Here is a 14,172-nt window from a genome sequence, read left to right as displayed (position 1 = left end):
TAACTGAGGCAGCGAGGTGTCAACCTTGCTGGACATATCCATGACCGAGATGAGCCCCGTGAACCAAGCCAGCCCCGTTCCCGCCAAGATGGCGATGCCCGATGCCCAAACCGTCACCGCCGTGACGCATTGGACCGACCGTTTGTTCTCGTTCCGGGTGACGCGGCCACAATCGCTGCGCTTCCGGTCGGGCGAGTTCGTGATGATCGGCCTGATGGGCGATCCCGACCCCAAGACCGGCAAACAAAAGCCGCTGCTGCGGGCCTATTCCATCGCCTCCCCCAGCTGGGATGAGGAATTGGAGTTCTACTCCATCAAGGTCCAGGACGGCCCGCTGACCAGCCGGTTGCAGCATATCCAGCCCGGGGATCAGATCATCCTGCGGCCCAAACCTGTCGGCACGTTAGTCCATGATGCGTTGCTGCCGGGCAAGCGGATCTGGTTCTTTGCCACCGGCACCGGCTTTGCACCCTTCGCGTCCCTGCTGCGGGAGCCGGAAACCTATGAGAATTATGAACAGGTCATCATTACACATACCTGCCGCGATGTGGCGGAGCTGGATTACGGCCGCACCCTGATCGAGGAGTTGAAGGCCGACGAGATGATGCAAGAGCTGATCGGGGCCGAGAACCTGGCCAAGATCCGCTATTATCCCACAACCACCCGCGAAGAGAGCCCCAAGATGGGCCGCATCACCACGCTGTTGGAAGACGGCACCGTGTTTCGCGATCTGGGCATTGATGGCATCTCGCCTGAGACCGACCGGGGGATGGTGTGCGGGTCGCTCGACTTCAACACGGATATGAAGGCGCTGCTCGAAGGGTTCGGCCTGACCGAGGGCGCCAATTCCGAACCCGCGCAATACGTGGTCGAGAAAGCGTTTGTCGGCTGACCCTACGGACCTTGGGGCCAGATCACACGAGACGCATTGGCCCGGGACCGGGCCAAGACCGTTCGGCATCATGGCGCGTCAGAATGCAGGTTCACGAGCGGCTCGGGCCGCCAAGAGACGCCGCAAGAAACAAGACCTTTGCCCCGTCAATCAGGCCCCCACCCTGTCACAACGGCCCTGGTGGGCCTCTGCCCCTGTGTGATCTCGGCGCGCGGTTCCTGAGCTTGCCGCCCGTCCGTCCCGACCTCAATGAGACCGAAGTGGCGTTCGCATGGTTGAAAGTACGTATCCGTGAGACCACTTCGGCAAGCTAGGATAGGACGAGGGAAAGGTTCTGTGGCAGCGTTTGTTGCACCCTTTTTCAAAGCCGTTGGTTATAAATTGAAGCGAATGCCGCGCGCGACACGATCTGCGCTGTTCACAATCGCCCTTCTGTCATTTGCCAGCGCCCCGGCCTGGGCAGGGGAACCCGGTGAAACCGCTCAATGCAGCGCGCTGATCCGGCTTTTGCCAGCGGATCTGTGGGATTTGCCCGTGGCCACCTGCGACGCGCCAGAGCACGGGCAAGTCACGGTCGCTGCACGCCTGAGGGTTCCGGCGAAACGGGTGCTGGAGGTTCAAGACCGACTGGTTGCGGACCACGCCATGGCCCCCTGCAGTTCGTTTGTTGTGGATATGAAACACGGCCCGTGACGCTTTCGATACCGGGGGACCACCCGCTGCAAGCCCCGACGCCCACCGGAGCCTATCGCGATGTCGTGCTGTCCCTGGCGTCGAGCGCTTTCACGAAAGACGATGACCGGAGAACCCTCCATGCCTTGGGTGACCTGGAGCGTCATGCGAAAAACCTGAATCACATAACACTGTCTGAAATCGTAGATTTCAACGCGGTACGTCATACGCGATATTTCAGGTATTCCGTCAGACGCTCTAGATGCCGCCCAGGTGCTGGAACCTGTGGATACGTGACACAAAATGAAACGGCCCGGCACAAAGAGCGTGCCGGGCCGTTTCAGTCATTGATGTATGCGATATGCGGTCTGATTAAAGATCCATTGCGGTTTTGATCTGCTCAAGCACCGCCTGGAGGATGACAGGATTGTCCCGCGCCTCGCTCAAAGCGGTTGTCAGGGTCAGCTTCTGGGCCTCCTGAAGCGACGAAGTATCAATCAGTTCGATGACCTTGTCATAGTCAAACCCGTCCATGGTCAGCAGTTCCGGATCGGTGCCGTCGGTCAGAACGTCGGTGCCGGAAACGGCGGCCTCCTCCGTCCCGGCTGCGGCGGCAGTCGCAGTTTCATCCACTGCTTCGGCAGCCGTATCCGCGCCGTCAGTCACGGCGGTGGCCGCATCATCCGTGGCGGTTGCCGCATCATCGATCAACGGTTCGGCCCCATCTGTCAGGGATGTCACCGCATCCTCGACCGCCGTCGTGGCATCATCCAAAGCGTCGCCCACGGCAGTGGCCGCGTCATCCGCGGCGTCGGTTGCGCCCTCCACAATATCATTTGCCGTGGTGGCTGCATCGTCCAGCGCATCGGTCACGGCCGTCGCCGCATCATCGGCCGTGTCCTGTGCCACCGTCGCCGCATCCGTGGCGGTATCTTCGATGGCAGTGGCGGCATCATTTGCCGCGCCTTCTAAAGCGGTGGCCGCATCGTCGCCCGCATCGTCCGGCGTGATGGCAGCATCGTCATCGGTGCCATCCTCGGCCGGGGCCGGGTTGACGGGATCAGGCGTGAGCGCAGGGTCCGCCGCCGGTGCGGTGGCGGGCGCGTCGGGCGTCGTCACCTCGGCATCGTTGCCCAGCACGAACAGCAAACCGCCGACAACCACGGCGGCAATCACGATCACGGCGACGACTGTCTTGTTCATTCCCATATCCTTCTGGTTTGAGTTGTGACGGTTACAGAACCCGGCTGTGCTATCGCAGGTTCCCCGCCCCCGCGAAAGAGCCTGTACAAGATGCCGTTTTCCTGTGCCGGATCATGCCGAAATCAGCTTGAAATAAAGGTCGCACAGGACTATTTTGCTAACACTTTTCAACAAGCAAAGGATTGGCACCATCGCCAGACGCCCCCACAATGCGCCACCCCAGCGCGAAACAGGTCCCCGGATCAATGACCGTATCCGCACCAATGAATTACGTCTTATCGGGCCCGAGGGTCAGAATGTCGGTGTGGTAACACCGGAACGTGCCATGGAACTGGCCGAACAGGTCGGGCTGGACTTGGTCGAGATCTCTCCCAATGCCACCCCGCCGGTCTGTAAGATCATGGATTTCGGCAAGTTCAAATACGAGACCCAGAAGAAAGAAGCCGAAGCCCGCAAGAAGCAGAAAATCATCGAGGTGAAGGAGGTCAAGTTCCGGCCCAATACCGACACCCACGATTACGATGTGAAGATGCGCAACGTGACGCGGTTTCTGGAAAACGGCGACAAGGTAAAGGTCACCTTGCGGTTCCGGGGCCGGGAAATGGCCCACCAGAATCTGGGTCGAGAGTTGTTGGAGCGGGTGGCCGACGACATCCAGGAACTGGGCAAGGTCGAAAACATGCCCAAGATGGAAGGCCGTCAGATGGTCATGATGATCGGGCCGGTTGTGAAATAACGGTTTGACGCCCCCCGGCTAAACCAAGCGGCGGTTCCCGTTGGAGCCGCCTTTTTTGTGCGCCCTCTCGGGCTGCTGGATCACGCAGGCGGGGCTGGCACCCAATCGGCCACATCAGGGAATTGCGGGCGGAAATAGGCGATCATGCGATCCGTCATTGCGCCATCGCCGTCAGCGGCGGCCCAGGGGCTGACGCCATGAAGGATGTGGCGGTGAAGCAGCGTGGCCATGCCCGGCTGCACCGGAAGCAGCACCCGTTCACAGTCGGTAAAACAGATGCGACGCGCTGTTTGATACGCCTCGGTCAGGTCAAGATCGGGCCAATCGTCAACGCGGTGGCCGCCCAACACGCGACACAGCGCGGGGCCGATGATCCGGTGGCTGCCGCGCCACACCACCAGAGGGGCTGCAGTGGGAGTGGCGCTGTTCAACGGCAAACCCAGGATAAAGGCATGGGGTTCGCGCAGCTTGCGGCGGCGATCCGGCCCGACAGGCAGCAAGCCATCCACATGGGCGGCATCCCGGGCGATCCGGTAGCGGGCGGCGGCAGGGCTCTCGCCCTCCATCGGCTGCGGATAACCTGGATAGATGACAGAGACTTGGGCGGGATGCCACCGGTCTGGCCGCAGACCCATCTGATGGATCAGGTCCAGCGCTGCACCTGCCAAGGGCACGCCCTCAACCGCGCCATCGGCAGCGTTGGGCAGCAGATCGACGCCCGCAAACCAGGTGCCGGCGCAGCGCAGCCATCTGGCCCGCTGCGCCGGGTCCTGCACCAATGGCCGCGCCACCGCGCGTGCCGCCGCCGCCCAATCTGCCGTCAGCGGGTCATATGGCAGCGTGGCAAAGCCGTCGCGTTGGAAGGCGGCCAGGGGTGTCGCGTCACTCGGCAGCATGGATGACGGCGATCACCTGATCAAGGCCGGCCTCCACAACCTCCAGCCCCGCCCCAGGCCGGTGCGCCCCTTCCGACAGGGTCCGCCGCCACCCGCGCGCGCCGGGCCGCCCGGCAAACAGGCCCAGCATGTGCCGGGTGATCTGGTTCAGACGTCCGCCCGCCTGCAGGTGATCGGCAATATAGGGGCGCATCTGCTCCACCGCCTCGAACGGAGAGAGGGGTGGTCGATCCACACCGAACACACGCTGATCCGCCGTCAAAAGAACGTCCGCAGGTGTATGATAGGCCGCGCGCCCGACCATGACGCCATCCATATACTGCAAATGCGTGTCGACCTGGTCCAGGCTGGTGATCCCGCCATTGATCGACAGATGCAGATCCGGGAAACGGCGCGCCATGTCGTGGACCAGCGGATAATCCAACGGGGGCACATCGCGATTTTCCTTGGGGCTCAACCCGTCAAGCCAGGCCTTTCGGGCATGGATCGTCACCCGCGTCACACCTGCCGCCGCCGTGGTCTGCAGAAAATGGGGCAGGACATCCTGGGGGTGCTGCTCATCAACGCCGATGCGGCATTTCACAGTGACTGGCACCACTCCGGCCCGGCTCTGCATGGCAGTCACGCAATCGGCCACCAGATCCGGCTGGCGCATCAGAACCGCACCAAAACATCCCGATTGCACGCGGTCCGATGGGCAACCGACATTGAGGTTGACCTCGTCATATCCCTCATCGACCGCCATCGCCGTGGCCGCGGCCAGTTCCGCCTGGTCAGAGCCGCCCAATTGCACGGCCACTGGATGTTCGGATGCATTGAAGGCCAGCAGATGCCGCGCCCCGCCGCGCACCAAGGCAGACGCCGTGACCATCTCAGTATACAACAGCACCTCTTGGCTGAGGACACGGTGAAAGGCCCGACAATGCCGGTCCGTCCAATCCATCATCGGCGCAACAGAGAGTCTAGCATGTTGATTTATTTTCATATTCTACGTATCTTTAAACTATTGGCGGCGAATGCTGCTACGCTGGAATACGCCCCGATATCCTCGAATTTGCCCCTCTAAGAAGACTCATTGCACACACAGCGCACACGAGAATGGCCTCCATCACCAAGCTCCCCTCTGGCGCCTACCGGGTCCAGATCAGACGAAAGGGCCGCTACGCGAGCGAGACTTTCCTCCGCCGCGATGACGCCCATCACTGGGCTCGCCAGGCGGAGACCCGCGTTGATCAGGGGCTGGCGCCGAACAAATCGTCGGTCTCCAGCCTTAAAGACCTTTGACGACCTCATCGACCTTCATATAACCGATATGTGCGAGGTAGGGAAACCGCCACGCTAACCACACTTAAGCGCGACCTCGGCAAGGACCGGATCGTCAAGTTCGCGGTGGCGACAGCCATGCACGTTGATGGGATTTGCAGCGTCGAATGGACCGATCTCGACAACGCTGGTCGTATGCTCCTGATCCGGGATCTTAAGGACCCGCGCAACACGGTCGGAAACGACCAGCCCATCCCGATCAGTACCGCCACCGGGTTCGACGCCTGGGCGCCGGTCACAGCGCAAGGAAAACACTTGGGTCACACCCAGAAATGGATTTTTCCCTACAGTTCGAGAGTGGCCCGAACCGCCTTCCGGCGAACTTGCGTAGAGGCCGGTGTTAAGGACCTGCACTTCCATGATTTGCGCCATGAAGGCACAAGGGTACAGGATCAATCAGCATGGACAGACAGTAGAAGCGTTCCAACCACCTGACTGAGGTGCCCCTAGATTTGTAGATGCTTTGCTTGGTCATTTTGGAACCAAGGAAAAACGGATATGAGTAAAGGAATTCGGTTTACGGATGAGTTCGAGCAGGCCGCAGTGGCCCGGGTGGTTACGATGGCGCCTGCTGCAGCAAGCCGCTGCGTCGCAACGTCGGTAATCATCGGGTTGAAATCTGCGCAGGCGTCAATCGCTACATAAACCTTATAGCCTTCACGCAGAGCGGAAAGTGCGGGAAAGGCAGCGCAAACCTCGGTGGCAGCCCGGAGATGACGAGTTTCTTTCGGCCTGTCGCTTCGATTGCGGCCTTTGATTCCGCATCGTTCCAGAAATTGACAAAAGGCCGGTCGATCACATCGAGTTCATGGAAGAGTGCCTTAAGCTCCGGCATGGTTGGACCATTGGGACCTTGCGGCCAGCTTGTCCCCATCACTGCCGGAATGTCTAAGGCCTTGACCGTTTTCGCATGACAAAGAATATTATGCTTGAGCTGCATCGGATCGACTGCGCTCAGAAACTGCATCTTTCCGACCTGTGATCGACCATTATGAACACGCAATTGTCAGCGGTCAGCTCGCTTGTCGATAGGGCCATATCGAAAGCTCCATCTGCTGAATAAATTGAACAGCCACGATCATGGTTACGGCGGTCAATGACTTCTGAGCTCTTTCAGATTTCGGCCCCTTTCAGGATTTAGCGATGCGATCATTTGATATGAACCAGGCCAAAGGCGTGTAGAGAAACCGGCACAGATTTTGAAAGCAACGTTATTCTGAAAGACCAACCAATCAAAATAAGGTTCTTCTTATGATGCAGTGTCGCCCTACGATCTGACAGGAGAAAGTCCTTATGTATCAATCCGCTCGCGCCGTAATGCTGAACGCCCCCATTGCAAAAGTGTGGGACATGGTCGGCGACTTTCATGGCCTTCCCAAGTTCCACCCATTGATCAAAGAGACCAAGCGAGAGAATGGGGGGCTTTGGCGACGTGACATGTTCGCCGGTGTCGACGCCGGCTCCCTGGAAGAACGACTGCATTATTCCGACCGGGCCAAATGCTACAGCTATCGCTCGCTGAATGCGGGTGGTGGCGCTTGGCCGATTGATTCCTATTTCGGCAAATTCAAGGTGTGGAGTCGCGGACCTGAGCGGACCGGGGTGCTCTGGTCGGCCCAGATGATCCCGACAGATCCCGAGGCTGGCGCTGACAGCCTGACGGCTCAGCTGGTGGAAAACCAGACGGTTGGTCTTAGCGGTCTTGTCGATCACTTCGGTGGTGCACCCCTGCCAGTACCGGAGCATGCCTATGCCGCATCTGCCATCGCGCATTTGAACACTACACCCGACCAGGTTTGGTCATTTGTAGGCGACTTTTTCCAGATCGCAGACTGGATAACGATAGTGGGGACCGTGAAAAAAGTGAGCAATGGGCGGCGTTTCGTCAAGCTCAAGGATGCGGATCAGATCGATGTCGAGACCGAGTTGTTCCGCGACGACGCGGCACGCACGCTGAGCTACGATTCCCGTCTGGAGCCAGATTCGTCCTATCCATGCGATGATTACATAGCAAACCTTAAAGTCTGGCCGCGCGCCGATGGCACCGCCGGTCTGGTCTGGTCGGGACAATTCACCCCAACCAACCCTGACGATGAAGCCACCATCAACACCGTGTCAGACATGATGGCGTCTGAGTATCGAGCCTCACTCGAAGGATTGGTGCAGCAATTCGGTGGCAACATGGTTTCAAATCAGGCCAAGCCATCCCAGCAACCTTTGGCAGTGTCAGTCTAGATAGATGCAGGTAAAAGATATGCTCTCGTACAGTCATGGTCTCTCATTTCCGAGACATGCATCGAGCGGTTTCGTCCCATATATCCATCGCGGGTCCAGATGACCCTACCCGTGCCCCCCACCACCGATCCTGCCGGGTCAGATCGTGATGAGATCGCGCCGATCGTTGCCCCGGGTCCTGCCTTTCTTGTCGTCCTGTTGGCCGCCAGCAGTTTGACGGTCATGGCGGGGGCCACGATCGCGCCGTCCCTGCCAGGTCTGGCCCGGTACTTTTCTGATGTTCCCGATGCCGAATTCCTGGCCCGACTCGCACTTACATTGCCGGCTCTCTTAATTGCGATCACGGCGCCGATAATGGGGTTTCTGGTCGACAGGTTTGGCGCGCAGCGCATCTTGTTCGGGTCCACCGTTATCTTTGTGGTCGGTGGCGCATCCGGTGCACTTGTCCCGGATCTTTACCCGCTTCTGGTCGGCCGTGCGCTTCTTGGTGTCGGCGTGGCCGGCATTATGGTGGCGACAACAACCCTGATCGGCGGGCTCTATCCGGCTGCCGCTCGCGACAGCGTGCTTGGGTATCAAGGCGCGGCGATGGCGCTTGGCGGCGTCGTATTTTTGACGGCAGGCGGTTGGCTCGCCGAGGTGAATTGGCGTTTTCCATTTTATATCTACGCGCTGCCACTTTTGCTTCTGCCCTTCATTCTGACCACGCTTCCGAACACTAGACCGGAAAAGGATCAGGCTACAAAGCGTCTCGACACCAACAGGATGCCCTGGATGCGTCTCGGTGGACTGTATCTGATTGCATTGGCGGCCATGACGCTCTTCTATATCGTTCCAACCCAGGTGCCCTTCCGCCTCGTCGCCGCCGGTTTCGAAGACGCGTCATTATCCGGATACGCAATTGCCATCAGCACCTTCGCGAGTGCCATGACTGCCTTGCTGTTCGGGCGGATCAAAGCTGCGATCCCCGCAACGGGCGCGCTTGGTCTGACTTTCATGGGGCTGGGCCTTGGCTTGCTGGTGACCGGTATCTCGGACAATTTTCTTGTTATTGCCAGCGGGATGCTGATCGCCGGCGCGGGCGCCGGGCTCACCATGCCGACCATGAACAGCCTCGTGCTGGACACTGCACCAGCTAGTGGCCGAGGCAAAGCGACAGGCGGGCTGAGCATGAGCATTTTCCTCGGGCAGTTTCTCTCCCCGATCCTGTTCGCGGCCTTGAGCCCAGCCAAGACAATCGCAGGCAGCTTTCTTTGGGCGGGTGCCACTGCGCTCATCGTCGCGGTCTCATTCTATGTGGCGCTAATTGTGCTGCGGTGGCGCAAGCCCGCAAATCCATCAGACAATGAGACCAAATCATGAGACTGTCCTGTTGTCTTCTACTGCGCCTTCAATCCAATGGGCCTGTCGCGCTTTAGTGCCGTCCCCAGCGCTCGTTTAAGCCACCTTTCGTTCGAAGGCGACCGGGCTTTTCCAACCCAATGCTGAGTGGCGGTGACGCGGATTGTAGAAGCCGTTGATGTACGCGAAGATGGCCATCTCAACCTTCCTTCGCGTGTCCCAGGGATGCCGCCAGATCAGCTCGGCCTTGATCGTCTTGAACAAGGTTTCGACGGCGGCATTGTCATAACAATTGCCTTTGCCGCTCATGGACACCTTGAAGCCATTCTGGCGCTGGATTTTCTGGTAGTCATGGGAACAATATTGCGACCCGCGATCCGTATGATGGATGCAGCCTTTGGGCGGCTGCCGGACCGCGATGGCCATATTCAACGCCCGGATCGCCAAGTCGCGCTTCATGCGATTGCTCACTGCCCGGCCGATCACACGCCGAGAGTGCAAGTCTAGGATCACAGCCGAGTACAACCACCCTTCGCGGGTCCAAACATAGCTGATGTCACCTGCCCACGTTTGATTTGGCAGGTCAGCTGAGAAGTTTCGATCCAGCAGGTTTGGTGCAATGTTGAACCTGTCGTCGCTGTCCGTTGTCACTTTGTGTTTGCGGGTCCGAATGACATATATGCCGTTCTGGCGCATCAATCTGCCTACACGGCGGTGCCCCACATTCAGACCGATCTCCTTCAACTCTTCGGTCATTCGTGGCCTGCCATAACTGCCCAGGCTGAGACGCGACTGTTCCTTCATGTGAGCCAGAGTGACCAGATCGGACCGCCGTCTGCGACTGGCGGGCCGATTGCGGAACGCCCGCAGGCCCCGCGCGCTGGGAATATGACCAGCGGCATAGTCTTCCGGCAGGGCCCGCGCCGGTGTTGACCAAGTGCCGCGCACGTCAGAAACCCTTACGCGCGGCGTGCCCGACAATTCCGCCAGTTGTTTTGCCGAGATCAGGGGCGAGCGGGCGTCTATCACGCCCTGCCAATCCATTCTGTCGAGATGACCAACCCTTTCCGAGCTATTGGACGCGCGCGATATTGTTGGCGAGGTAGTTTTGCCAAGTGGTGTCGGCGTCAAGATTGTAACCCGCGACATCCGACCAGACCGATCTCAGTGTCTCAAATTCCTCTGGCTGTGTGTCCGGAGAGCTGAGTACCCGATGCGCGTAGACAAGCGCCGAGGCGCGGGCGTTTGCCCAGCAATGCACCAGAACCTTTCGGTCACCGACCCTGTCCATCGCGGCCATGAACGCATCAAATGATGCATCATCTGGCGCGCGCCAGTTCACCGGGACATGGATGTATTCTATGCCTTGCTTCGCGAGGATATCGGCCTGCTCCGGGTTGTAGACACGCTCACTCGGAGGCACGACGCTGATGACGACCTCGACACCGGCCGTGCCAGCGCTCTTGAGCTGCTCTTCGGTGGGTTGGCCTGCCGTAAGCACACTTTCCGAATACTGGTAGAAGTTACGGGTGTCGGAAAGTTCAGCAACGGCAGCGGTAACCGCGAGGAAGAAGCCGACGAAAGTTAAGGCGATGAAACGCATAGGTGTTTCCTTTTCTTGATCAGGTTGTAGAGAAACGGCCGGGTTTCGGCCCGGTGCAAATAGTCACAATGAGACGGGTTCTGATCCGTTGCGGGTTGCGACGAACACGCCAAGATCAGCGAGGATCATGCCCAGCCAGCCGACTGACGGCATGACCTCCTCCAGCACCAAGCAAGCGGATACGGCAGCCAAAGGAGGTACGAGAAAGAACAATGCAGAGACCTTCGAAACTTCACCCACACGGATCATTGCCAGGAGCAAACCGATGGCGATCAAAGAACTTGCGATGATCATGTAAACAAGCGACCCAATCAACTGCCACGCCCAGCTGATCTGCATGCTTTCAAAGGCAATGACAAAGGGCAGCACACCCGCCAGACCAGCCGCGAAGCCAACCAAGTTTGCCGTCACGGGGTGCCGAGAAACGCCAAAGCGTTTTTCCCAGAGCGATCCACCTGAGATCCCGATCAGCGCCAGAACGGCGCACACGAAACCTATCGGCGCGGGGGATGCAACCTCGGAACGCGCTGTGATGACGACGACCGCGCCGATCAGACCGAGGATCAATCCCACCCATTGTCGCCAACTTATCGCCTCGCTCGCCCACCGTGGGGTTACAAGCCCCACGAAGATGGGCTGCATAGCCAGGATTAACGCCAAGATTCCCACCAACAGACCAACGCTGAAGGACATGTAACACATGCCAAGATACATCGCCTGAAGCAGAAACCCGACAATCGCGAGGTGCCCCCATTCTGCCCGCGTACGCAGTAAAGGGGGCCAGAGGATCACGAACAGCACCGCCATGATCGCAACAACGCAGGCAAAGCGCAGGGCCAGAAAGGCGATTGGTTCGATGAACCCAAGGCCGAACATGGTCGCGACATAGCCGGTGGACCACATCACCAGAAAGATGGCCGCGGCAAAAGTCAGCCATGATGGATGTTGCGTGGACATTCCGGTTCCTAGGGCGCTCATTGCAGGGCAAAGCTACTTGTGGATCGTCGTGTAGGTCTTGCTGACGATCTTCCATCCGACATTCAGTCGCAAAAGCGTGAGAAGGTCATGGTACTGCAACGTTGGCAAATCGATGGTCACCTTGGCCAGGGCCATGTCATTGTTGATCTCGACATGGGTAATCTCGCTGCTGTTGGGTGGGAGTGCGCCGCTGTTTGCCATAGCCTCCAATGCACTACGCGGGGTCAGCACAAGGTTGCCCTCAGCATCCAGCGAATTGAGGTTCACACTCGAATAAAAGGCGTTTGCGATCCGCACGCCATCGCCATGCCGGATGCCTTCTATGTAGTCGGTCACGGTCGCGATGATCCGTTCTTTGTCGGTGTCAGCCACAAGGCGTCCTTTCACATCATCTTGCTGTAACTCCGAGGTAGGGGGTCCCTAGGAATTATTAAAATGAAATGATATGAACAGGACCATGCAAAAAAAACGAACGCGCCTTTACCGACGGCAACCTGCTCAAGACTTTCATTGAGATCGCGGATTGCGGAAATCTGACCCATGCCGCAACGCGGTTGAACCGGAGCCAATCAGCAATCAGCGTCCAAGTTCGACGGCTGGAAGAGGAATTGGAAACAACTCTGTTTGTCCGGGAAGGTAAGGGAATGTCTCTCTCGCCAAGCGGCGAAAAACTGTTGCCGGTTGCCCGACGCAGCCTATTGGAATTGTCAAAAGTGCAATCACTTTTTGCCACACCATTGAACGGTCGGATCAGGGTCGGCATCCCCGACGATTTCGACGAGGGCGTCCTGGAAAAAGCCCTGTCAGAGTTCAGCCTCTCGAACCCAGGGGTCGACGTGATCGCAAGATCCGGCTGTACGGCCCGTTTCCCGCAAGCAATCCAGAAAGGCGAACTGGACATCGCCGTGTGCTCAGCGGCAAGTATCGTTCCAGGTGAAGTCTTTCGCGAACAACAATCCGTCTGGGTCGCCAGTAGGACCATGCACATTGGCCCCAATGATCCGGTTCCTCTTGCGATTATCAATCATGGCTGTTGGATGGGCGAATTGCCTAAAGTGAAACTCGACGAGCTGGGCCGCGACTACAGCGTGGCGTTTGAGTGTACCGGCATAATGAGCCAGAAAGCGGCTATTCGGGCGGGTTTTGCCGTCGGCATTCTGTACGAGAACAACGTTGAAGCCGGCATGAAAATCCTGACGAGGAAGGATAACTTTCCGCCCCTTCCAAAGTTTAAACGCTCAATAGTGATCGCGGTAAATGCACCGCAAGATCTCGCCCAAGCTATGTCTCGCGCCATAAAACAAGCGGTTTGAGGTAGGGATTTGCCAACGTGAAATCTCCCAGGAGACACCGCGTCGCTCAGTGGGAGATCGTCGGTTAGAAGCGCGGAAAGGATAGCGAGGCATAAACTGTTTCTCTCCCTCTGATGACATGACAATGGCGGCCCATGGACGAAGCCGCTTCCGCGGCAATGGCGTTTTTGGTTGGCGTCGTTCCTTCCATCAGATTTAGGCTCATTTTGAGAGCTGGCTGGTCCGCCTGACGATTGAAGTTTCTCAATCGGACAAGAGGTTCCCATGACAGACGAGAAGATGAGCCCGCTGCATGTGCGGATGATCGAGGACATGCGCATCCGGGGGATGGGCGAAAAAGCTCAGAAGTCGCACATCAGAACAATGAGGGATTTCGCTGCGTTTCTCAGGCATTCGCCGGATACAGCTACGCCAGAGGAATTGCGCGCCTATCAACTGCACATGACCGATACCGGAGTAACATACACATGATCCGTCCCCGGCGGTGGCTTGTCACCGGATGGTACCAAATGGGTAGCCTGCAAGCCTGGGTTCTTCCTGCATGTGCGCGTGCTGTCGCGCCTGTTTCGACGACTGTTCGTTGAGGGGCTACTGGCGCTGTACCAGGCGGGAGAGCTTGCGTTCTTCGGTGATTGCGAAGGATTGGCCGATACCGCCGCCTTCACCAAATGGCTCGCTCCGTTCCGCAAGACCGAATGGGTGGTCTATGCTAAACCACCCTTCGGCGGGCCAGAGGTCGTGCTGGCCTATCTCAGCCGTTACACTCACCGGGTTGCCATTTCGAACCATTGTTTGGATGGTGCGGATGCCGATACCGTCGCGTTTCTATGGAAAGACTACCGCGTAAAATCTGGTGACCGTGACCTGCTCCCCTTAGAGTCCGCTAATTTAGGTTAGCTCTGTTCAGGTTTTGGTCTTCCTTTGACCGGTTAGCATATTCGGCTGGCGTCATACCAGCGAGGCTTGTGTGCGGACGGTGG

The 14,172-nt window shown here is 58.4% G+C and carries 15 protein-coding genes and 3 pseudogenes; 9 read left to right on the top strand and 9 right to left on the bottom strand.

What is annotated here, in order from left to right; genetic code table 11:
- Positions 1-40: 40 nt before the first annotated feature.
- Positions 41-892, top strand: coding sequence for a ferredoxin--NADP reductase (locus tag IU397_RS22050; RefSeq protein ID WP_204417708.1), 852 nt, complete (start codon positions 41-43; stop codon positions 890-892).
- Between the two features lie 336 nt (positions 893-1,228).
- Positions 1,229-1,585 carry a hypothetical protein gene (locus tag IU397_RS22045; RefSeq protein WP_204417706.1) on the top strand — a complete coding sequence of 119 codons (357 nt, stop codon included), beginning with the start codon at positions 1,229-1,231 and terminating at the stop codon, positions 1,583-1,585.
- Between the two features lie 351 nt (positions 1,586-1,936).
- Here the strand turns inward: IU397_RS22045 and IU397_RS22040 are convergent, their stop codons facing one another.
- Entirely contained in the window at positions 1,937-2,767 is an 831-nt protein-coding gene (locus IU397_RS22040) for a hypothetical protein (RefSeq protein WP_204417704.1), read from the bottom strand.
- A 190-nt stretch (positions 2,768-2,957) separates the two neighbouring features.
- Between IU397_RS22040 and infC the strand changes: the two genes are divergently transcribed.
- A complete protein-coding gene (gene infC, locus IU397_RS22035) occupies positions 2,958-3,503 on the top strand; it encodes a translation initiation factor IF-3 (RefSeq protein WP_204417750.1) in 546 nt (181 codons plus the stop codon).
- Positions 3,504-3,583: 80 nt separating this feature from the next.
- Here the strand turns inward: infC and IU397_RS22030 are convergent, their stop codons facing one another.
- Positions 3,584-4,399, bottom strand: coding sequence for a hypothetical protein (locus IU397_RS22030; RefSeq protein ID WP_204417702.1), 816 nt, complete (start codon positions 4,397-4,399; stop codon positions 3,584-3,586).
- Positions 4,386-5,384 (bottom strand): tRNA dihydrouridine(20/20a) synthase DusA, encoded by a 999-nt coding sequence (dusA, locus tag IU397_RS22025; RefSeq protein WP_204417700.1) that lies wholly within the window; start codon positions 5,382-5,384, stop codon positions 4,386-4,388. Before dusA ends, IU397_RS22030 begins: the two co-directional genes overlap by 14 nt.
- Positions 5,385-5,800: 416 nt before the next feature.
- Between dusA and IU397_RS22020 the strand changes: the two genes are divergently transcribed.
- On the top strand, positions 5,801-6,157 hold the full coding sequence (locus tag IU397_RS22020; protein ID WP_204417699.1) for a tyrosine-type recombinase/integrase: 357 nt from the start codon (positions 5,801-5,803) through the stop codon (positions 6,155-6,157).
- 11 nt (positions 6,158-6,168) lie between these two features.
- On the opposite strand, the gene IU397_RS24055 is transcribed toward IU397_RS22020, so the two are convergent.
- Together IU397_RS24055 and IU397_RS23480 are read right to left on the bottom strand one after the other, a co-directional pair.
- Positions 6,169-6,387: a hypothetical protein gene (locus IU397_RS24055; RefSeq protein ID WP_370541758.1), complete on the bottom strand. Its 219-nt coding sequence runs from the start codon at positions 6,385-6,387 to the stop codon at positions 6,169-6,171.
- A complete protein-coding gene (locus IU397_RS23480) occupies positions 6,360-6,689 on the bottom strand; it encodes a hypothetical protein (protein WP_239479994.1) in 330 nt (109 codons plus the stop codon). Before IU397_RS23480 ends, IU397_RS24055 begins: the two co-directional genes overlap by 28 nt.
- Before the next feature lie 326 nt (positions 6,690-7,015).
- Here IU397_RS23480 and IU397_RS22010 point away from each other — a divergent pair, with 326 nt between their 5' ends.
- Together IU397_RS22010 and IU397_RS22005 are read left to right on the top strand one after the other, a co-directional pair.
- Positions 7,016-7,957, top strand: coding sequence for an SRPBCC family protein (locus IU397_RS22010; protein WP_204417698.1), 942 nt, complete (start codon positions 7,016-7,018; stop codon positions 7,955-7,957).
- A 111-nt stretch (positions 7,958-8,068) separates the two neighbouring features.
- A complete protein-coding gene (locus IU397_RS22005) occupies positions 8,069-9,319 on the top strand; it encodes an MFS transporter (protein ID WP_204417697.1) in 1,251 nt (416 codons plus the stop codon).
- A gap of 75 nt (positions 9,320-9,394) precedes the next feature.
- Here the strand turns inward: IU397_RS22005 and IU397_RS22000 are convergent.
- The 4 genes and pseudogenes from IU397_RS22000 to IU397_RS21985 form a co-directional block, all read right to left on the bottom strand.
- Positions 9,395-10,180: pseudogene (locus IU397_RS22000) on the bottom strand (IS3 family transposase); the annotation flags it as partial.
- Between the two features lie 190 nt (positions 10,181-10,370).
- Complete coding sequence (locus IU397_RS21995; RefSeq protein ID WP_204417696.1) at positions 10,371-10,901, bottom strand: protein tyrosine phosphatase family protein; 531 nt, start codon at positions 10,899-10,901, stop codon at positions 10,371-10,373.
- A gap of 63 nt (positions 10,902-10,964) precedes the next feature.
- Positions 10,965-11,858, bottom strand: a complete 894-nt coding sequence (locus tag IU397_RS21990) for a DMT family transporter (protein ID WP_204417695.1) — start codon at positions 11,856-11,858, stop codon at positions 10,965-10,967.
- Between the two features lie 33 nt (positions 11,859-11,891).
- Positions 11,892-12,251, bottom strand: coding sequence for a nuclear transport factor 2 family protein (locus IU397_RS21985; RefSeq protein WP_204417694.1), 360 nt, complete (start codon positions 12,249-12,251; stop codon positions 11,892-11,894).
- 122 nt (positions 12,252-12,373) lie between these two features.
- Here IU397_RS21985 and IU397_RS21980 point away from each other — a divergent pair, with 122 nt between their 5' ends.
- The 3 genes and pseudogenes from IU397_RS21980 to IU397_RS21970 form a co-directional block, all read left to right on the top strand.
- On the top strand, positions 12,374-13,192 hold the full coding sequence (locus IU397_RS21980) for a LysR family transcriptional regulator (protein ID WP_255569847.1): 819 nt from the start codon (positions 12,374-12,376) through the stop codon (positions 13,190-13,192).
- Positions 13,193-13,456: 264 nt separating this feature from the next.
- A pseudogene (locus IU397_RS21975) lies at positions 13,457-13,654 on the top strand (phage integrase N-terminal SAM-like domain-containing protein); the annotation flags it as partial.
- A gap of 12 nt (positions 13,655-13,666) precedes the next feature.
- Positions 13,667-14,047: pseudogene (locus IU397_RS21970) on the top strand (transposase); the annotation flags it as partial.
- Between the last annotated feature and the right edge of the window lie 125 nt (positions 14,048-14,172).

The organism is Actibacterium sp. 188UL27-1 (assembly GCF_016901225.1).
In the GTDB taxonomy this organism is placed as follows: domain Bacteria; phylum Pseudomonadota; class Alphaproteobacteria; order Rhodobacterales; family Rhodobacteraceae; genus 188UL27-1.
The sequence above is the reverse complement of the archived record's forward strand: the minus strand, read 5'-3'. Positions and strand labels throughout refer to the sequence as shown.